General features: G+C 41.1%; 16 protein-coding genes and 1 tRNA gene. 4 read left to right on the forward strand and 13 right to left on the reverse strand.

The features are described 5' to 3' along the window. The first annotated feature begins 104 nt into the window (after window positions 1-104). Both MSKOL_RS01025 and MSKOL_RS01030 read left to right on the forward strand, forming a co-directional pair. Window positions 105-1,586 carry a hypothetical protein gene (locus MSKOL_RS01025; protein WP_048153286.1) on the forward strand — a complete coding sequence of 494 codons (1,482 nt, stop codon included), beginning with the start codon at window positions 105-107 and terminating at the stop codon, window positions 1,584-1,586. Continuing rightward, a complete protein-coding gene (locus MSKOL_RS01030; protein WP_048116912.1) occupies window positions 1,583-1,762 on the forward strand; it encodes a hypothetical protein in 180 nt (59 codons plus the stop codon). Before MSKOL_RS01025 ends, MSKOL_RS01030 begins: the two co-directional genes overlap by 4 nt. 340 nt (window positions 1,763-2,102) lie before the next feature. Here the strand turns inward: MSKOL_RS01030 and MSKOL_RS01035 are convergent, their stop codons facing one another. From MSKOL_RS01035 to MSKOL_RS01085, 10 genes are all read right to left on the reverse strand, one after another. Next, complete coding sequence (locus tag MSKOL_RS01035; RefSeq protein ID WP_048153287.1) at window positions 2,103-5,150, reverse strand: FAD-binding and (Fe-S)-binding domain-containing protein; 3,048 nt, start codon at window positions 5,148-5,150, stop codon at window positions 2,103-2,105. 212 nt (window positions 5,151-5,362) lie between these two features. After that, a complete protein-coding gene (locus MSKOL_RS01040; protein ID WP_197078799.1) occupies window positions 5,363-5,980 on the reverse strand; it encodes a 4Fe-4S binding protein in 618 nt (205 codons plus the stop codon). A 6-nt stretch (window positions 5,981-5,986) separates the two neighbouring features. After that, window positions 5,987-6,346, reverse strand: coding sequence for a TrmB family transcriptional regulator (locus MSKOL_RS01045; protein WP_048153288.1), 360 nt, complete (start codon window positions 6,344-6,346; stop codon window positions 5,987-5,989). Window positions 6,347-6,930: 584 nt separating this feature from the next. Continuing rightward, the gene (locus MSKOL_RS01050) at window positions 6,931-8,154 is read right to left on the reverse strand and encodes a SufD family Fe-S cluster assembly protein (RefSeq protein WP_048153289.1); all 1,224 of its coding nucleotides are present in this window, start codon (window positions 8,152-8,154) and stop codon (window positions 6,931-6,933) included. Next, on the reverse strand, window positions 8,136-8,879 hold the full coding sequence (locus MSKOL_RS01055) for an ABC transporter ATP-binding protein (RefSeq protein WP_048116922.1): 744 nt from the start codon (window positions 8,877-8,879) through the stop codon (window positions 8,136-8,138). Before MSKOL_RS01055 ends, MSKOL_RS01050 begins: the two co-directional genes overlap by 19 nt. Before the next feature lie 487 nt (window positions 8,880-9,366). Then, window positions 9,367-10,029: an MBL fold metallo-hydrolase gene (locus tag MSKOL_RS01060; protein WP_048153290.1), complete on the reverse strand. Its 663-nt coding sequence runs from the start codon at window positions 10,027-10,029 to the stop codon at window positions 9,367-9,369. Window positions 10,030-10,038: 9 nt separating this feature from the next. Beyond that, entirely contained in the window at window positions 10,039-11,010 is a 972-nt protein-coding gene (locus MSKOL_RS01065; RefSeq protein ID WP_048116928.1) for a DUF128 domain-containing protein, read from the reverse strand. A gap of 502 nt (window positions 11,011-11,512) precedes the next feature. Beyond that, complete coding sequence (locus MSKOL_RS01075; protein ID WP_048153292.1) at window positions 11,513-12,007, reverse strand: DUF5817 domain-containing protein; 495 nt, start codon at window positions 12,005-12,007, stop codon at window positions 11,513-11,515. A gap of 45 nt (window positions 12,008-12,052) precedes the next feature. Beyond that, a complete protein-coding gene (locus MSKOL_RS01080; protein WP_048153293.1) occupies window positions 12,053-12,727 on the reverse strand; it encodes an undecaprenyl diphosphate synthase family protein in 675 nt (224 codons plus the stop codon). 153 nt (window positions 12,728-12,880) lie between these two features. Then, the gene (locus tag MSKOL_RS01085; protein ID WP_048153294.1) at window positions 12,881-14,065 is read right to left on the reverse strand and encodes a redox-regulated ATPase YchF; all 1,185 of its coding nucleotides are present in this window, start codon (window positions 14,063-14,065) and stop codon (window positions 12,881-12,883) included. Between the two features lie 313 nt (window positions 14,066-14,378). Between MSKOL_RS01085 and MSKOL_RS01090 the strand changes: the two genes are divergently transcribed. Together MSKOL_RS01090 and MSKOL_RS01095 are read left to right on the forward strand one after the other, a co-directional pair. Continuing rightward, window positions 14,379-14,450, forward strand: a tRNA-Arg gene (locus tag MSKOL_RS01090). Between the two features lie 416 nt (window positions 14,451-14,866). Continuing rightward, window positions 14,867-15,280: a cell surface lipoprotein gene (locus MSKOL_RS01095; RefSeq protein ID WP_048116943.1), complete on the forward strand. Its 414-nt coding sequence runs from the start codon at window positions 14,867-14,869 to the stop codon at window positions 15,278-15,280. A 236-nt stretch (window positions 15,281-15,516) separates the two neighbouring features. Here the strand turns inward: MSKOL_RS01095 and MSKOL_RS01100 are convergent, their stop codons facing one another. The 3 genes from MSKOL_RS01100 to MSKOL_RS01110 form a co-directional block, all read right to left on the reverse strand. Further along, entirely contained in the window at window positions 15,517-16,305 is a 789-nt protein-coding gene (locus MSKOL_RS01100) for a winged helix-turn-helix domain-containing protein (protein WP_048116946.1), read from the reverse strand. A gap of 597 nt (window positions 16,306-16,902) precedes the next feature. Continuing rightward, the gene (locus MSKOL_RS01105; protein WP_048153295.1) at window positions 16,903-17,688 is read right to left on the reverse strand and encodes a winged helix-turn-helix domain-containing protein; all 786 of its coding nucleotides are present in this window, start codon (window positions 17,686-17,688) and stop codon (window positions 16,903-16,905) included. A gap of 157 nt (window positions 17,689-17,845) precedes the next feature. After that, window positions 17,846-19,774 carry a hydantoinase/oxoprolinase N-terminal domain-containing protein gene (locus MSKOL_RS01110; protein ID WP_048116952.1) on the reverse strand — a complete coding sequence of 643 codons (1,929 nt, stop codon included), beginning with the start codon at window positions 19,772-19,774 and terminating at the stop codon, window positions 17,846-17,848. Window positions 19,775-19,844 lie beyond the last annotated feature (70 nt).

The raw sequence follows: 19,844 nt of genomic DNA on the forward strand, positions 1-19,844 counted from the left end.
TAAATCGAGATGCATAGATAATTGCAATAGTTATTTTGACTTTGGCATATTCCTTAACCAAATACAAATGGATAGAATTGAAATAACAACATAAGGGAGAAAGTATGTCATCAAAATTGATTGTTCCAGTAGAAACATTTATGTCAACTAAAGGAATAGAACGCTACGTATTTCTGGATAATGAATATTTTACCATCGCTTTTTATGCTTCTGGCTCAAAATCAGTTTCTTTCTCTAATTCTCATCCAATGTGTAAGGGCAGCTTCCATATTAATATCTTAAATGATGGTGGAAGTTTCTCCTGGACAATCGCTTATAAAAAACAAGTACTTATAAAGCACTTTGCCGAGATTAATCATTTACTGGGTAATTTATTGAATTCTGACTTAAATAATATGATGTCTACTCAATCAATAATCACCCATGATTATGCATTATCATATGGGTTTTATGACTGTGGGAGCAGGTCGATTGAGGTTCATTTGACCAACCATGATCGTTCCTATGTTTACCTCACCAAAAATTATTCAGAATGGATGAAAGACCTCGCCAGTGAAGAACCTAAGTTTTTGGAAAGACCATTAAACGTATTAGCTTTGCCTGGAGCTCATGATGCAGGAATGTTTGAAATCTTCAATCCCGGGTTCATACTTAAAAATAAAGATTTCTTAAATCGACTCCACTCGCATTTTAAAGACTCTCTTATGAGTAAATCTATGAATTTTTCTGATATTACTGATTATCTTGAGCGAATCATAATTAACATAGCTTGTACGCAAAAAGATGATATTAACACCATGCTTGACCTGGGAATCAGGTATTTCGATTTTCGTCCGGGATATTGTTACGGATCTCTTAAGAGCATTCCAGAATTTAAGGGCAAAATTCTCCACCAGCATGGGTTTGTTCCAGGTTATTCTTACTATGGTTTCTTGTGCGACATATTAAAATGGCTCTCAGAGCATCCCAGTGAAATTGTTGTCGTTAATCTCAACTTCCAGGGCTTTGAAGAATCTTTGATGAAACCAAATGCTGACTACCTTATGAGGTTAGTATCAGATGCTCAGTCGGCTACTAACACTCTTAATATATCTATTGGGAATAAGACCGACTTAAGTGTGATGATTAAACAATTGCTAAATGAAAACAAGCGTTTGATTTTCCTGAACCAGATAGAAGCAAATTCTAATACACATAAGTATGAGGCATGTAAGTACGATTCCTATAATGACAATTATGCGACTACAAACGTGAAGAAAATTCTTACTGTATTGAACCAAATGCGTTTTTATCCGCCAGAAGGTCAAGATTACACGGTACTGCAACTTCAAGGTACTGCAACTGCAGATGTAATTGCATGCTCAACATCAGTACTTGATGCAATTGGCCCGTTTAGCAGTGATGCAATGTCTCCTTTGATGTCAACTAAAGCTGCTTTTGATTACTCAACATATCCCTGGATTATAAATAATGTGCCAGAGAAGTTTTCGCCTAACACTTTATTAGTATTCCTCAATGACTTTGTTGATAATGCACTTGTCAAGCACTCAATTGATATCACACTCAAGCGGATTTTAGCCTCGTGACTATAGGTACACCAAATCAACTTGGTGAATTCGAGTCCGAGCTAACTGCTTCCCTGTTTGGAGTTGTACCTGCTGTGTTAATTGGTGGAATTGGTTCAATAGTTATTGCAGTTCTGTGGATGAAGCTGTTTCCAGAGCTTTTGCATGCAAGTAAATTGGGATATTCAACTGACTAATACTTCGTATTCCAAAATACGCTCACAAACCTGAAATTTTAAATAAATTCATTGGTCAGTGATTTTTCAGGTCGTGTTCGTGAGTTATTGATCAATTCCGAAAAAGGGAGTACATTCTCCACGTTTGAAAAAATAGAAATATATCCTTTGCTTACGTTTTTCAATAACTCATACCCATTACTATTTTTCATTCAATAAAGTATTCATTTTGAAATCGATAAACTATTTTAAAATACATAAAAAGAGTTTTAGTGAGATCTCCTGTACGAACCGTTATCGTATAGTAATCGTTAGTGAGATCTCACATACTAATTGTTAGTGAGTTTTCATTTACCAATGCTTAATGCGTCTTTATGTACTCAATCATGCGTGGAGTCAGCAAGGGAATAAGCTCCGGAAGCATATTCGGCATCAAGTTATCCATAGCCTTTGGCATAAGGTCAGGAAGCTGCTCTCTCATGTAGTCAGGCATAGGAACTTTCTTTTCTACAGCTTTGAGCATATCAGGCATGACTTTCGGCATAACCATCGGCATGAGCCTGGGCATCATAATCGGCATCATGGGTTTCATCATAGCATCCATGCCAGGCACATATTTGACCATCTTCATCATTGCCTGAAGTGGTGCTGGCATCGCTGCCATCATCTGGGGCATGAGTTCAACCATCAGGTTGGTCATATTCTCAGGCTGCATGAGGTCGATCATCTTTTCAAAGGGGACCCACGACTCCAGAGTATAGGAGGTTGAGTCAGGGATATTGTATCCAAGGCTTCTGCCCACAAGAGCTCCCAGATCCTGAGCCTGGATATTGAGGTTGCCTTCCTTTGCTGCTACACGGAACTGGAAAATACAGCAAGGGCAAAGCGCTGCAATAATATCGGCTTTAACATCAAGGGCTTCCTGGAGTCTCATATCTCCCAGTTTGTATGCAACCGGCGGTTCGGCTATAAGGCTTACAACTGAGCCACAGCAGTGGGCTCTTTCCCGGTTATACTCAAGTTCCCTGAACTTTATTCCAGGTATAGCTTTGAGCAGTTCTCTGGGCGGTTCGTAGATTTCGCCTCCTGCTCTCCCAAGGTGACAGGAATCATGCCACGCTACCACTTTATCTAGAGGCTGTTTAAACTTTGGCTTGAGGACATCGAGATGATCCACGAGCACTTCAGAGTAATGTTTTGCCTCAAGCCCATACTCGATCCCCAGCTTTTTCGCCCACTGAGGATAGACCGTATGCCACATGAGCCAGCAGGCAGGGCAGGAAGTGATTACGGTTTTTACACCCTTCTTTTTCATGTTTGAGACATTCATTCTCATTATTTTTTCAAAAACGTCCCATCTTCCGGCAACAAGCATAGGTATTCCGCAGCAGGCTTCCTTATCTAAGAGACTTGTAAACTCTACTCCTGCATCATCAAGCATGCGGACAGCCCCTATAGCAACGTCATTTTCAACAAAAGAGGCTGTACAGCCCGCAAAATAGGCGTATTCGGCTTTATCCTTAATCTTTGCCCTGATATCCTCTGGAACCCATTTATCACGGTCTTTTCTGTAGTTTGCCCAGATATTTCTTTCTTTTAAGAGGCTTGCTGCCATAATCTCAAAAGGCGGGAAGGTCATCTTCTTCTTTTCCTGGACAAGTTTTCCCCGCATGGTCATCCAGGCATGTTCGATTGGCATGTCAAGCTCGCAGCGGGAATCGCACATCTGGCAGGTAGTACAGGCGAGGAAAGTATTTGTCTGTCTCTGGTCAAGTTTTTCCCGGCCTGCCAGGTATTCCTTGATGAAAAACCATTTTCCACGAGGTGACTGCGACTCCCAGCCTCTGCCATAATATTGGTCGCACTCGCTCACGCAGTACCCGCACTGAGAACAGGAATAGGCAAGCTCTGCGACTTCTGCAGGGATCTCTTTCTCGTCTTTGAAAGAAACCTTGCCAATTCCGGACATGTTTCCGGCTATTCTGCCAAATGGTTCAAAGGCAGAGCCCATTGATACTGCAGTGTTCAGAAGCCCTTTTCCCTCCAGGGTTTCAGGGTTCATGATACCATTAGGATCAATTTCTTTTCTCAGGGCCTCTATTTCAGCAAGTCTTTCTCCAAAGACACTTTTTCTCTTTGAAGCAAAGAAAAGCCCTGAAGAATAAGCCCTTCCGCCATTTTCTTCTGCAATTTTCAAAATGCTCAGGGAAAGAGCAAAAGCTGTATTAAAGAGCACGGAGCGCTCCGAATGGCGCATGAAACAGAGTAGGACCACATACCCATCGCTTATAATCATGCCTTCGGTAAGCACAGGCAATTTTATTTTCTTCCCGATTTCTTCAAAAGCCCTGTCCATTTTCTCAAGCGGCACTAGGATTTCTGCCGGGATAAACGAAGGACCCAGCCTCTTTACTTTCATGGACTTGAACCATTCGTCGGTCTCGTATTTTGCAATTTCTTCCGGAAGGATTGTCCCACCTGCACCTTCGATTGCTTCTTTCAGGCCGGAGACGTCTCTCGAGGCAGGGTACATGAAAGTTGAAACGTAAGAGACCGGCAACATCGGTCTGTCTTTATCCACTACTTTTTCATAGTGGAGTTTCCTGGGCGCTTTATTCTTCATATCCGCCCATTCGGGGTTCAGGAAAGAAATTGACCAGAGAGGGATATTTTTTCTTCTTATCTCTTCTACTGCCTTTTTCAGGGCTGAAGCGTTTGGGAAACTGGCAGAAACAGCTTTTCTCTCTTCGAATTTCTGGACTTTCAGGGTTATCTCGGTAATAATGCCTATGGTTCCCATTGTCCCGATTAACTTTTTCAGTTCAGGGCCTGAAAACTCCCGGATTTCTCCTGTGGGAAGCACAACTCTGGCTTTTTCCATGCTCTCGTGGCCCCAGCCAAACTCATAACTTCCGTAACCGGCTCCGCTCTGGGATAACCATCCTCCAACTGTCGAAGAAGGGGCGCTTGAAGGAATTGCTTGTAATGAAAGCCCTTTTTCTTTTAGTTTCCTTTCCAGCTTTTCCCAGATTATACCGCTTTGCACAACCGCTTTCTGCTCTTCGGGATCGACGCTTATGATTTTATTCAGTGGTGTAACATCGGCAACTATTCCTCCCTTTGTCGGAATTACCCCTCCGTATCCTGAAGAGGCTCCTGCGCGGGGTACAACCGGAATCTTATGCCTGTTTGCGAATTTAAGGAGCTTTACTGCGTCTTCTTCGGTCCGGATTTTTACGACAGCTGCAGGGTTGGTATTCCCAATTACCTTCTTAACAAGTGGAGGTAAAGCCCCCATATCGTGGTTGTAATAATGGCGTTCCCGTTTGTCAAGATTGACATATTCCCCAAAGAGTTCGGAGATTTCTTTTTTCTGAGCTTCTGAAAGTTCCGCGATGCGACTTGTCATGTTTTTTCTCCTTTTTCTCTCCTAATCTAGCTAATTTATAGACACTTTCCAGTATGCACATTTTGTCATTCTAATGTCAAACTCCGGAAGTGTTTTCCGGCTCCCCTGTATTTTACTATATAAGTGGTGATAATAATACTTATTATATTTGTCCAGGGCCATTCCGTTTTTTCTATTTATATCGTACCAATAAAATTAATCACCATAGAACTTCAAAATTGCAGGGCGTCTTTAGGGCAGACGTCCACACAGCGCCCACATTTGATACAGTCTGGGTTTGCAGCATCCTGAGTGATTTTGAGCTGCATGGGGCAGACTTTTTCACATTTCTTACAGTTAATACATTTTTCCTTTTCGAGTTTAAGAGGATACTTTTTACCACCAAGCAGGCGTTGAGCTGTCCCCATAGGACAGAAGGAACACCAGGTTCTTGGGCTCAGGTAACTGCCCAGAAGGGTTGCAATTGCAGTTGTTACCAGGCACATCATTACAAACACCATGCCGATTTTCTCAAAAGTATTGAGGCTTCCAATAGCGTTTGATATCCTGTATCCCATAAAGCCCATTAGCAGGAAAAATATTGGCAGGCGGATCGACAGGGACCGCAGAGTGGGGGGTATCTTCTTTTTCCTTGAAATCTTGCTGACCCAGAAATCAACAAAACTTCCCCTGGGACAGAGATTTCCGCAGAACCACCGGCCTCTGAAAGGACTAATCAGAAAGAGCGCTGCAAAAACCAGTAGCAAGAAGTATCCGAGTACAGGATACCAGAGCCCTCCTATGGAAACGATAAGAACTATAATTCCCAGGTAGGGCGTTATTTTAAGCAAAGTGAATCAACCTCCGTTTTCCCATTTATCAAGTTCCTGTCCGAGCCTTTCAGCCCAGGAATTCACCACGGTCATGATGATATTTTTTATTTTAGCCCTTGCGTTGACCTTATACTTGAAAATGTAGCCTCCTCCGTCCAGGTTCTGCTGCGACCTTTGCAGAATTTCTTTTTCGTGTAGTTTTTTGACGGAGCGCTGGATTGTGGAAATATCCAGTTTCAAGACATTTGAGAGAAACTCAGTGTCAACCCACTGCTCTTTCTCATTTAAAAAGTACTTCATAACCTTAAGGTCAGCCTTTGTAAGGTTAAGGGCGCACTTGATCACGTCTTCGATTTTGAACTCTTTACAGGCAAAGTCTATCATTTCAATCCCTCTAAAGCACTACAGTACTGTAATATTACCACAGCCGTATATATACGATGCCAAGTACTGTATTGTACAGCCAAAAATGAGAAGTACTGTGGTTTTTAACGTGTTTTTAACCTTGCCGCCTTGCAGAAAAATAAAAATAGTCTGCACATAAAAAGGAGAGTGCAATTAAAGCCTCTTCGGCGTGTCTTTATAAAATGAGATATTTGTCTAGGGACTTCGATATCTTATTCATTCGCGACATTTACGGAAACATTTTTATACTTCCTTATTTAATTTGCGAACTGCGGTTTAATGAGCAGATTAAACTTTAAGGCTTTCTTTTTCACAGGAAAACCCTATTCTCATAGTGTTCAGCTCATTAAAATCCACAAACACTCAATAAAAGACCGGCAGGTTTCTCCTTTTTCCCTGCCGGTTTCACACACCCGGTTCCAGAATATTCTGGTTCGGAGAAGTTGTATCCAGATTTAGTTTTTCTAGACCCCTTATTTCCCCTTATCCGAGATCACTGTTCAAGCTTTATTATCTTAAATTATGTCTGTTTTGGATTCTGTTCGGATTCTATTCGTTCATAATTACATTCCAAAGGCTGTCTGTGTAATCGTGTTTTCGATTTCTTTTTTCAGTTCCTCCGGAATTCCCCTTATTCCTACGTCCAGGAACCCGCGTACGATCATGCCTACAGCTTCATCTTCGGTAAGGCCTCTGGCCATAAGATACTCTACCTGGTCTTTAGCAATTTTTCCAACTGCGGCTTCGTGAGTAAGTTCTATATCATCTACGTTTGCTTCAAGGATGGGGATTGCAAGCTGGCTTCCTTTATCGGTAAGGACAAGCCCTTTGCATTCAAGGTGCCCTTTTGCTCCCTTTGCATTGCCTATCATTTCTCCTCTTGCAATTATTCTTCCGCCGATTGTAATAGTCCTCGATATAAGCTCAGCCTTCGTGCCAGGCGCATTGAATATCGCCTTGCTTCCGAGATCCAGTTCAGAGCCTGGATGGGCAATGGCTATAGTATTTAACCTGGTTACTGCTCCTTCTCCCTCAAGTTTGACAGTTGGATACGTCTGGACAGAACGAACAGGTTTCAGGCAGATATAATTGCTTACGTAAGTTCCACCTTCTTCCACAGTAACTACCGTCCTTGGCCTGACTCCTATCTGCTCGGCCCAGTTGTGGATCATTGTGAAATTCAGAGTAGCGCCTTTTTTTACGTACATCTCGGAAATTCCCAGGTGCAGCCCTTCTTCCACTCCTTTTTTAGCTGTGCAGCCTGTAATTATGTCAAGGCTGGCACCTTCCTCAACAATTATGATATTATGTACGGTCTGATACGCCTTTTCACTGTTCAGCATAAGGCAGGTCTGGACAGGCATTGAGGATTTCTTGCCAGCAGGTACCCGGATAAAGTATCCGTCCGCATTTTCAAGGTAAGTTTTTGCGGTGTATTTGTCGGTGTCAACAGACACAAGTTTCCATGAGTAATCTTTAAGCCAGTCGTATTTTTCCAGGGCTTTCTGGGTGGACATAAGTTCTACATTTTCATCTTTCAGGGAAGAATGCGATACTGCATTATCAAGCACCAGCAGACTGCCAGATCGGCCTTCTTCGCTAGGCACGACTCCTACCTGGAGCAGGGTTCTTTTGCTTTCTTCGTCAAGGGTCTGGAGGTCTTCTATAGGCTTGCTAATCCGGGAACCTTCCTCAAATTTTTCCAGCTCTATATCTTCTCCAAAAGCTGCCTTTTTCTCGACTGCGCTTTCAGCGCGCTTTTTCAGGTTCACTTCATCAGTCTGCATTTTATACACTCCTCATACCCTCTGCTCTTTATTTCTTCCAGCATTTTCAGGGGATTTCCTGAACACATAACCGTTCCATTGCAAAGGATGTACCCTCTATCTGCATTTACATAATCCAGAATCTGGCCGGTATGGGTAATTATAAGGGCAGATTTACCTTTCTTGCAGCCTTCCCCAGGACAGTTCAGTCCTTCTTCAAGTAGTTCCTTTATTGTTATCCCTACCTGTTCTATGCTTACGAGGTCCACTCCGGATTCCGGCTCGTCAAGCAGGTAAAGGCTTGGGTTCTGGGTTGCAAGCTGAAGAAGTTCTGAACGTTTGATTTCTCCTCCCGAAAAGCCCACATTCACATCTCTGTCCATAAAGCGCTTCATATCCAGATCCTCAACAAGGGCCTCCGGATTTTTAGTTCCTTTCGATAACACCTTTACAAGATCCCTCAATTTAATTCCGGACATATCTGGAGGGCGCTGCATCATAATTCCCAGGCCAAGGCGGGCTCGTTCATCTACCGGCATCCCGGTAATATCTTTTCCTTTAAACAGAATTCTGCCTTTTATAACTCTGTATTCGCTGAAGCCCATGATCGTTCTCATCAGAGCTGACTTTCCGGCTCCATTTGGCCCAAAAAGCACATTGGTATATCCTTTTTTGACTTCGAGGTTCACGTCATGAAGCAAAATTTTTCCGTTTACCTCTACAGTCAGATCCTCTATTTTTAGCATCAACATTTTCTCCCTTTATTTCATTTTTAATATGGTTCCCCTCTACTTTTTGTTTTTAAATAAAATAATGCTTGAAAGTAAATTCATTCAAACTTCACTTTAAATGGCTGGAAAAACGTCAAGAGCCGGACAATTTCAGCATCTTTTCTCACTTTCCGTTATTTCCCACCAAATCCTGTATTCTTTTTAGAGGACATTCTATTTCTAACTATAGATTCTTTATTAATTTTCTGTAATTTATATTCTTTAAAATTAAAATGTTAAAATTCAGAATTTTTATAAAATCTATTTCAAATACAGGGTTATAAAGTAAAATTTTTAGAATAGAAGTTTTTAATTTGTTTAGGATATCTGGCTTTGCAGAAATCTATCTAAATAGCTCTGACTGGATCTGAAAATGAATGTGTAAAAGTATCTCAGGTAATTCAGTTTAAACAACTGAATATTCTTTATTTACTAGGATTTCTACATAACCGAATATTTTAATTTATTCCAGGTCCATGCGCAGACCGACTTCGATTTCGACAAATTCTGCTGGAAAAATCTCTTTTATTTTTTCTCTATGAGCGGTACAATGCCCTGCTGCTATGAGTTCCATCCCTCTCAGCCTTTCAAACTCCTCGCTATCGTGAAGCCCCCCAATAATTCCCTTTACTTTTCCGTAACGGTTGGCAGTATCCAGAATTGCGGCAAGCCCAGGGTGAGCACAGCCTGTAAGTACATAAGATCCGTTTCCCGTATCCAGAATAAGAGCCTGCTCCTTTACCTTGTCTCCAAGTTCCCCTGTACTCCTGATGCCACGAGAAATTTCTACAGGCTCTTTTATTTCGATAAGAGTTGCCCTGTTCTTAATTTCTCTTTTAAGATTCTCCGAAAAAGAAGCAGGAACATAGACCTCAAGCCCGGGATTTGCCTGAAGGACCTCCGGAAGGCCTCCTATATGATCCCAGTGCTGGTGAGAAAGAATTATTTTTCCGATGCCGGCTGGGTCAATGTTGAGCCTCTTCATGTGTTCCAGGAGGAGAGGGCCATCCCATCCGGTGTCAAAAAGAAGGATTTCGCGATTTGTTTCAATAAGAGCTGCAAAACCCCAGCTTTCTGTAAACCCCTGACCGGCTTTGTTGTCATAAATGACAGTAAGCCTGAACATTGGGATTCCTCAGATTTCTGTCATGGTTTTATATTCCATAACAGTAGAAACAGGATTTGTCTTCATTTTAATTCCGGTCTCTTCAAGGGCGCAGATGCCATTAATGCCTCCTACTATTGCAATCCCGTACTTTCCGGTTTCAACGGGAGCTCCAAATAAAGTTTCATCAATTTCTCCCGGAGGGAAATAACCCGCAAGGCCGACTTTTTCTACTGTTTTGAGAACTTCTCTAGCTCTGTCATAAGCTGAACAATTAATCTGCCGCATATTGGCAAGGATTTTACCTTCCCCTTTTTCAAGCACGTCAAGGACAGAAGTGGTCTTTCTGCTCATGAAAATTTGTATCGGATCAATTGAGGTTCCACTGTAGGAAATCAAATCTGAAAACCGTGCAGGTTTTTGATTTTCTATCTGAAGAATTCCACCGTAAGCAGGTTCCACAGGGATGCCAGCTTTTAGAAGGAGACCATCAAAAGCGACGCTGCAAACCGTAGCTATTCCTATTTTTCCAGGGGGTAGGGAAATCAGTTCTTCATCTTCTTCAATAATCTTTACTCTAGGGCTTATCATATACCCTTCGTGTGCAGTATATGATACCACCTCAATAACAGTCTCTAAATCGTCCTTATCAAAGTATGAAATATTTACAGGGACTACTCCATCATTGGTTTCAGGATTATACGTGGTTCTAAACGCCATTTCTTCTATCCGGGATATTACAAAACCAAACCGGTCTGCGATGAGGGCGTCGCTCATCTCCCTCTCTCCAAGCTCGGTAAGTGTACGCCCTGCATATCCGTGTTTGCTTGTAAATCCTCTTTCATCCAGGATCCTAAGATGGTAACGGACCGCTCGCTCTCCTATATCATAGCCCCGGTTATTAAGTTCATCAGCTATTGCCCGGGCACCTATAGGTTTGTCACTTTCGTGAATTACCCTCATAATTTCAATGAGTTTTCGCTCAATTTGCGGATCCATCATGTTTAACACCGTTATACTTTACGAGAAAAATGAATTGCCTTTGATTTTGGCAAGATTCTATAATTTTTATCTAAGCTCTGAGTAAAGCCTGTTCTCTCCTGGCTTCCCCAAAACCGATTTAGTTCTTATTTATATTCAATTATAGTAAATCTTTTCGTAGTAATATATTTTATCTCCCGAGTCCCGTCACCCGAGTCCCGTCTCGGGAGGACGGGGCCCTTTTCGCTTCGCTCAAGAGGGCTGAATTATGGGTAAGATAAATTGTTTTTCAATTTGCTGAAAAGGGCTGATCTACCTGCAGCCTTTTTAAAAAGGCTTGATCGCAAATCTTTTTTGAAATGGCTTGACCGCAAACCTTTTTTGAAATGGCTTGACTGCAAACCTTTTTTGAAAAGGTTCGATCGAAAACGTTGTTACGGTTTGATCAACCGGCGCAACTATAGAATTAGGGGGGGTTAAGTTACGCTGGGTTATATGAAGGTGGTTGTGTTTAGTTATATCCTCATACAATTTTTATAATTCCTGGTTGGGGGGAATAAAGTTCTCCTGTTTCCAGGAGGTTTTTGAGGATTGTCTCGAATTTTTCCTGAGTTATTCCTTTTTCGAGGGCTTTCTGTCGAAGTTCTTCTTTTTCTATTTTTCCGCCGGCGGTGTTCAGAATATCGATAAGAATTGATTTTGGATCTTTTTTTATAGGGGGCGAATTGGAAAGGCTTTTTTCTGGGAATTTAAGTTTTTTTACTGGGGTTTCAGTTATGGAGGTTGAAGAGTTAGATTCTTTGGGCGATAAGGTTGGTGAAAAGTTTTCGTTGGCTTTTCCGGAGATTTCAGCTTGAAGGTGAGTTCGAAAAAGCACGGCGTCTTCGAGATCTTCGGAAAAGTGGAATACCCTGAGTTTTCGGGTTTGCAGGAGAGCGCCGCAATGCTGACATTTCAGGGTTTTTTTTCCTGTTTCTGTGATCTGGGCATGCTGTCGGCATTTGGGGCACACAATCACTGAATAGCGCAAATTTTTGCGCTTTTGTCCAAATTCCAGCTCAGCTCACCTTCCGTATCTTCTCTTTCTTTTCTGAAAGTCCCTCATAGCCCTCAACAGATCGACCTTTCGTACGTCTTTCCAGTTAACATCTGTAAAATAAAGTTCTGAATAGACTGACTGCCACACCAGGAAATCCGAAAGGTTCTGCCCTCCCGAACGGATCATGATATCAGGCTCGTGGTGGACGAGGAGATGAGATTCGATCATTTTTTCGTCCACCTCTTCAGGCCTGACAGTTCCTTCTTTAACTTCGGCAAGGATAGTCAGTACAGCCTTCGTAATTTCATCTCTTCCCCCAAATCCCAGTGAGACATAAACAAGAAAATCGTTTCCAGGAGCAGTGTTATTTACCTCTCCGTCAACGCCATAGATTCTATAACCTGTACAGGCAGGAAGGTTAGAAAAGACCTTTTCCAGCTTTGCTTTGAGAGTTGATGAGACTTCAGCTTTTAAAGCCGGGTCAGTATTCAGGATGTCTACATAGACGCTCACAATTTTGACCTTGAATTTTCTAAAAATATTAAGTGTGGATATGAGCCTATCGATTCCTTTGGGGTCAAAAAGGTCAGTTTCCTTGAGTATGATTGCTACATGCCTGGGAATATTTGAAAATTCCCTGGCTATTTGCCAGGTCAGGTACCTCTCATAGACCGGATATGCAAAAGAAAGTAAATCCATCTGATTAATATCCTCCCTGACAAGCTAAAGCAATCCACTATTTCATCTTTTCTATTGTTAATCTCAACTTCATAATTCTTTCCAGGCATGTTCCGAATGATCTTTTCCGGATGACAGCTTTTTCAGATTTATTATATCTATCATTGGGTTTGTTTACTTTGCAGTGGATACGATCTTGATTACATCGCCGTTTTTCAGTTCGTGCTTTTCCCCAAGCCTGAGCCTTGTCCTTGCATCTACGGCATATAAAAATCGATCCCCAATTTCAGTATGGATCTGGTAAGCAAGATCATGACAGGTAGAGCCCCTTTTCATAATGTAGGCATCAGGAAGGACATTCCCACTTTTATCGGACCATTTTCCTTCATCTTCTACGGGGTATACAACAATAAGGTCCAGAAGCTCGAAGACAGTTCTGTTTATGCACTCCTGGACGCCTGTACCGCCAAGCCTCTCAATCACTTTATGAATAGCTTCGAGCCCTTTTTTCTGAGCTTTTGTAAGGTTTTCACCAAGCACCTCGAATTTCCTGTCTCCGGGACTGTATTTAATAAGCTCATTTTTTGCTGCAGATTTAAGTGCCAGTTCGGCTGCTGCGCTTACAGGGACTACTATTCTATCAAGGTCTTTAAGCCTGTCCAGGTTTTCTCTTGAGGCGACGTCGGCTTTATTTGCGGCGATAAGCAGAGGCTTGCTGATCTCTCTCATTGCATCGCAGAGCCGGATCATATCTTCTTCGCTCCATTTAATGTGGTCCAGTCTTGCAAGCCCTGTTTCTATCAAAGCTGCATTCACATGGGATTCTCTTATTCCTGCTCCGGCAAGCTGTTCTGCAATTACTGCTTCTAGCTTGAGCCCTTCGGCCTGGATTTTTCTGGCAAGCTTGACCCAGTTTCTTTCCAGAATGCCATAAAGCCACATTGTGATTTCCCTATTCAGGAAAGCTACGTCTTCAAGAGGGTCATGATCTCCGATATCTACAGGGTTGCCCTCGGCGTCAGTCCCGCCTGAGGCGTCTACTACATGAACAATTGCCTGAGCCTGCCTGAGTTCATCCAGAAAAGTATTTCCCAGTCCCCTCCCTTTGTACGCATCAGGGACAAGTCCGGCAACGTCAATTATATCAATCGGGACGAGCCTTACCCCATCCACGCACTTTCCGCATCTCTTTTCCTTTTCTTTGCAGGGGCATTCAACCCGCACATAAGTAACTCCGTGATTAGCATTAATAGTTGTAAAAGGATAATTTGCAATTTCAACGTCTGCAAGTGTAGCAGCTTTGAAAAAAGTGGATTTTCCCGCATTGGGTTTTCCTGCAAGTCCTATAGTCATTGACATAAATTATAAAAACGAACTTGTTGCATTTAATCTTTATTGGTAGTGATGTCGGAGAAACGGGATTTTTTCCCCAACTTTCAGGCCAGGGTTATAGCTACAAATTAGAGGTTAAGCTCTTGGGTAGTGTGCCAATTTTTCTGTACAATCAGAAATCTAAATAAGTTATTGGGTAGAAAATTCCAACTCGGAAGATCAATTTTGTTCATAGTACTCAAAACCTGATTTCAAGTTTACAGCAAATTTGAGACACTGTCGTCTCTTTGAGGAATAAAGTTTATATCCTTGAATGTGCTTATCAGTGTTGCTTGCTTGTGTCCCGATAGGGTAGTGGATATCCTTGAGGCCTGCGGAGCCTTAGACCTGAGTTCAAGTCTCAGTCGGGACGTAAATTTTTTGATTTTCTATTTTTTTTATTTGATCTTTTTCCTTCAGTTTTTTACCGGATTTCATTTTTACTCTTCTTGATTCCTTCTTTGCTTCGGTTCCGTTCGGTTTTTTTACCGGATTTTATTTTTACTCTTCTTGATTCCTTCTTTGCTTTGGTTCCGTTCGTATTTTCCTCGATTTGTCACTTTCTTCTGTTTTTCTCCCTACTTTGTGCCCTTCTCTTTCTTGTCTATGATTTTTTTCCTTTCTACGCTTCGCTTCTTGTCTATGATTTACTTCCTGCTTTGATTTGTTTCCTGTCTTCTGCTTCTTTGTTCCACGAATTACATTTTTGTTTTTGCTTTTTTCTGTCAGATCAAAAAGATAATGAATATGATCTGAACTTATACTATTAAATGAAAAAGAGGGATATTTATGAAGAGAAATAGTCTGATTTTACTTATGGGGTTAATATTCTTATTTGCCTCAGGTTGTACTGAGAGCAATGAATCGGTGCCTGACGATTCTAATTCTTCGGTACCTGAAGCCGAGTCTGCCTTACAGTCGGAAAATAACACGACTTCAAAACTCGGAGAAGACCACATTGTCCGTCTTGAAAAGTATGGTGTGGTACGGCCTTCTGAACTGGAACTCTCAAAAGGGGATACTGTTTCCTGGTGGAGCGACAAGAGACAGGGTAATTACGTGCTTGTTAGTGAGGAAAAGCTGTTCCCTGATGAAAAACTTTCATACAGGGTGCCTTTCACGTATACCTTTAATGAAATCGGAACCTACCATTTTATTGTCAAGGATCTTCCTGGAATGAACGCTACGATAAGGGTGAACTGAAATTTCTGCTTCCTTGCCCTGTATTCTTTATTGAATCTTTTTTCCACAAGGAGGGAGGTACTTCTCCTAAACCTTTCTCCTAAACCTGGCTTTTTTCTTGCTTTTTTCTTTTTACTCCAAACTGGCTGAAGGTTCAGGATTGAAAAATTTATAGAAATTTGGAAAACTTGTAGAAATTTGGAAAACTTGTAGAAATTTGGAAAACTTATAGAAATTTGGAAAACTTATAAAAATTTTCACACTTTGGTTATAGGCCTTGCTATCCTTTTGTAGTGATTGAAAAGATCTTTTCCCCATTTAAGCGCACTTTCATCAAAACTTACCAGGTTATGATTATAGTAAATTCCACTGTTACAGAAGAGGGAGAGCGCCATGAACTTTTCCGTGACTATGCTTGAAGCAATTTTCATATTATTATTATTGCAGACATAGAGTTTGGTATGTTTCAGGTTCAGGAAATGTTCAAGTTCCTTCTTGTAGTCATTGAGCATTCTATCATAAACGTATTCTGTAAACACCAGGGTTATGTCCGTGCCCTTTGCGGCAAGTTCTATGCACAGGGACGGATAGATGGGCAGGAAAAAGGAAGATGAAATCCTCACTTTATCGGATTCGGACAGGTGTTTTACAACTTCTTTTGGATATTCAAACACATGGTTTCGGTCAGGGTTTACTTCAATATAGTTTCCAAGCTTTCCGATCTCATCGAGAAACTCAGGAGGAATTGATGTCATATCCTGATTTATCCAGTAATCGTGGTTTTTATCAAAGACGTTGAATGTTTCAAGAATTGTTTTCATCTTCGGAACCAGAATCTCTCCGATACTGGAAAGTTTATAGAGCCTGTTACTCTCAACAATAAGGTCCTGCTTCATCAGTATCTTTATCTGGGTCATTATTGGGCTCGAACGGACATCAAGCGTATTTTTGATTTCTTCGATGTTCTTTGGTCCGTCCAGAAGCAGTAAAAGTAGGTTTTTCCTTTTTTCTGAAAGAAAGAGAACATCCAGTAGTGATGAATCCATCTGATTCCCTCTCTTAGGTCTCATCCTATTATATGTGACATCATATATATCTCTATACTAAAATATTCTGAACTTTCTGTCTTTATCCTTGCCATTGTAGTTTTTCATAGGATAAAGAATCTTCAGGTGTGGGGTTTTTGGTTTCCTTTGGGGTTTATACTTGAAGGTTTTTGAGATTTATACCTTGTATATAATGAAAATTACCATTTTTTGTGTCATGATATCATAATTTCATGTATCATAACATTATAATTTCGTGTATCACAACATTATAATTTCGTGTATTATAACATTATAATTTCGTGTATTATAACATCATAATTTCATGTATCACAACATCATAATTTCATGTATCACAACATCATAATTTCATGTATCACAACATCATAATTTCATGTATCACAACATCATAATTTTATGTATCATAATATCATCATAATATTACTTGTAAATATAATTACTTTTTATTACTTTTTGATAAGTTCTCTAAAAACTTCTATGCGGTAATCCTTTTAGACTGCATCTGTTATCATTTCTTTATACAGTAGTCCATTTGGAAGTAGATAGAGATTATATAGGTTATAAGTCTGTATCTTTTCATATCTTGTTTACCTGTCTGGAAAGCCTTTTGAAATAATCGAACAGTTCCTGACCCCATAAAAGGGCGCTGGGTTCGGAGCTTATAATGAACTGCTGGTCGAATTTCCCTTTTTTATCAAAAAGGCCCAGCATCATTGTCCTATCAGTCACGGTAATCTCAGTAAGCTTTATTCCTTCTTTGGAAACATACAGGCTTACATTATCCATGCCCATTAATTCATTTATCATATTTGAGTGTTCGTTTGATAGATGGTCCCAGACAGATTGATTAAAATTCAGGGAAAGTTCGGCATCTTTTCTGCCAAGCTCAACGTACAGGGGGAGATAAGCGGGGTTGAAATAGGACGCAAAAGTCGAAGCATGCCTTGCATTGGCCATGCTGTCTATTATTTCTTGAGACGGTTCATATATATGGTTAAGGTCTGGCTCTATAAATGTACAGTCTCCCAGTTCGGATATACGTTCCAGCAGGTGGCGGGGAATTCCGTTCAGATCGTGACCTGTCCAATATGAATTGTTTTTCTCAATTACATCAAGAGCACTTATCAGGGGTTTTATCTTCTTGATTATGAACTCTCCCAGGACTGTGAGTTTATACATTTTGTCTTCCTGGACAATAAGATCATGATCTATCAGTTTCTTTATCTGGGGAAGGATCGAGGTGGCCGTAACATCCAGTGTGGTCTTGATTTCGTCAATATTTTTTGAGCCGCTATCCAGCAATGTAAGAAGGTTTTTTCTCTTATCGGAGCGGAAAACAAGATCAATAAGTGAAGAATCCATGTTCTCTTACTTCCTGTTATTCAGTAACTTGCAGTTGTAGCCGATCTTTCTTTCCAGCAGGCTGGTTCTCTGGCTTTTCGTTTTCAAATTGAGCATTTCTCCGGCTTTTAAATCGACTTTCATATATAAAAAACATCATATATATATAATTTTATCTCTAATTTGTTAAAATCTCAGGGTTACAGACTCCTACAAAAGTCATTTTTGTCTCCATTGGCGTATGTTTCCAGCCAGGTGGAGAAAGGTATTCCAGACTTGTGCTTATTTTTATTGACCCTTCTGGAAGCCCAAAATCTTTCATTGAATCCAGAATAAGTTCTTCACCGGTTTTATGGGAATATTCTATCGCCATACCATATTGCTCGAATTTCTTCCTTCCTTCAGGGGTAAATACCAGGAAATTTTGGTCTGGATTTTCCATTGAAGATGGTCTTATAATTATCTCAATTCTTTTAATTCCTTTTCCTACTAGAGCTCCAACTGCATTTCCTACGCTGGCCTGGTCAGGAACTATAACCTCTGCATCTATGAGACCCTTAATCTCTTCATAATAAGCCTTTACAGGGCCTCCGAGCAGGACTATGGGAATATTAAATTTGTACTGGACAGGAACGTCTTCCTCCAGCATTTTCTTTATCCCTTCTTTTCCCCTGCCTTCCATGATAAAAGACATAAGGCTGTAAACCATATTTTTTGCAATCTGCTGCTTTATCTTTTTGCAAAAAGCATGAACTCCCATTTGAGTAAAACGCGAAAGTTTTTTGGCTCCAATCTGGGCAGCTTCCACATCCCATTCGGTATATTCCCCAAGTACGTGCAGGGCATCAGTCGGTGTGAAGCCTATAGCCTGGATTGCACGCTGCTGAATCAATGAATCAAGGACTTCTGGAGAGGGGAACCGCTTCATTTTATTTAAAATTCCGTAGATCGAAAGAGGCTCGTCTTTTACAATCTCAAGTAACTTTTTTTCGCTTTCTGTAGGACTAATAGGGGCTACTCCAGTACTAACAAAAAATTTTGTGGGCTGAGTATGTTCACTGAGCATGGTTCTCAGGGGAACAGGGTTCTTCTCAAGTTTCTCTTTAAAGTTTGGGTACCGTACAGCAGCAACGCAGAGAGGCATAACCCTTTTCGGACCTATCCTTATGCATTTCTTAAACCACACATGGCTATCTCCCCCGTTTGCTGAACTCTCCATTCTTATTGCTTTTACGCGGGTTTGCCAGCCTCCTACAACTGCTCCTTTCTCACAAAGCTCAGGAACTCCATTTTTTATTATGGAGACATCCGTACTTGTCCCTCCCACATCAATTACGGCACATGTGTCCAGTCCTGAGAGGTAAGAAGCTCCCTTAATACTTGCAGCAGGGCCTGAGAATATGGTTTCAATGGGACGCAGTTTTGCGCCTTTTATATCTATAACCGAGCCGTCACATTTCAGCATAAGGATTTTCGCATCAAGGTTTCTTTTCTTTATTTCGGCAGTGATGGAATGGATAAACTGATAGGTTATTGGAATTAGCTGGGCGTTTAATACGGCTGTGGCTGCCCGTTCGTAAGCTCCCAGCTCCTGAGATAATTCATATCCGCAGACCACAGGATGCCCTGTCAATTTAAGGACTATCTCCTTTACTTTAAGCTCATGTTCCGGGTTTCTCGTGCTGAAGTACGAAGACACTGCAAACGCGGAGACTTTCTTTTTCAGGCTTACTGCAAATTGTTCTACGGCAGCAAGGTCCAGAGGCTGCAGTTCATCTCCATTGCTGTCATGTCCTCCTTTTACAATAATACAGTAGTCTGCTGGAAGTTTTTTTGGGACAGTGTAGTTCCCTACCAGAATCAGACCAACAGGATACCCTGTTTTTTCGAGAATGGTATTTGTTGACAGGGTTGTGGAAACCGATACCAGCTTTACTTTGCTGAGATACTCCGGATTCAGTTTATCAATTGCATTTCGAATTCCGGCCATAAGGTCCGGATAGGTAGTAATTGCCTTGCTGGTATCAAGGATCCGGCTATCCGAATCTCTTAATATTACAGCATCGGTGTAGGTTCCGCCTGCGTCAATACCCAGACTATATTGCATGTCAAAACAGCCCCATTTTTACTTTATATTACAAATTAAGGTCCTTTTTTAGCTGTATACATCTTTTTTA

This window comes from Methanosarcina sp. Kolksee (genome assembly GCF_000969945.1).
GTDB lineage: Archaea > Halobacteriota > Methanosarcinia > Methanosarcinales > Methanosarcinaceae > Methanosarcina > Methanosarcina vacuolata.

Coding starts and splice junctions, on each gene's coding strand:
- MSKOL_RS01080 (WP_048153293.1), bottom strand. CDS start 12,727: ATGGATTTACTTTCTTTTGCATATCCGGTCTATGAGAGGTACCTGACC.
- MSKOL_RS01100 (WP_048116946.1), bottom strand. CDS start 16,305: ATGGATTCATCACTACTGGATGTTCTCTTTCTTTCAGAAAAAAGGAAA.
- MSKOL_RS01085 (WP_048153294.1), bottom strand. CDS start 14,065: ATGTCAATGACTATAGGACTTGCAGGAAAACCCAATGCGGGAAAATCC.
- MSKOL_RS01055 (WP_048116922.1), bottom strand. CDS start 8,879: ATGCTAAAAATAGAGGATCTGACTGTAGAGGTAAACGGAAAAATTTTG.
- MSKOL_RS01060 (WP_048153290.1), bottom strand. CDS start 10,029: ATGTTCAGGCTTACTGTCATTTATGACAACAAAGCCGGTCAGGGGTTT.
- MSKOL_RS01110 (WP_048116952.1), bottom strand. CDS start 19,774: ATGCAATATAGTCTGGGTATTGACGCAGGCGGAACCTACACCGATGCT.
- MSKOL_RS01045 (WP_048153288.1), bottom strand. CDS start 6,346: ATGATAGACTTTGCCTGTAAAGAGTTCAAAATCGAAGACGTGATCAAG.
- MSKOL_RS01035 (WP_048153287.1), bottom strand. CDS start 5,150: ATGACAAGTCGCATCGCGGAACTTTCAGAAGCTCAGAAAAAAGAAATC.
- MSKOL_RS01095 (WP_048116943.1), top strand. CDS start 14,867: ATGAAGAGAAATAGTCTGATTTTACTTATGGGGTTAATATTCTTATTT.
- MSKOL_RS01025 (WP_048153286.1), top strand. CDS start 105: ATGTCATCAAAATTGATTGTTCCAGTAGAAACATTTATGTCAACTAAA.
- MSKOL_RS01050 (WP_048153289.1), bottom strand. CDS start 8,154: ATGCAGACTGATGAAGTGAACCTGAAAAAGCGCGCTGAAAGCGCAGTC.
- MSKOL_RS01105 (WP_048153295.1), bottom strand. CDS start 17,688: ATGGATTCTTCACTTATTGATCTTGTTTTCCGCTCCGATAAGAGAAAA.
- MSKOL_RS01065 (WP_048116928.1), bottom strand. CDS start 11,010: ATGATGGATCCGCAAATTGAGCGAAAACTCATTGAAATTATGAGGGTA.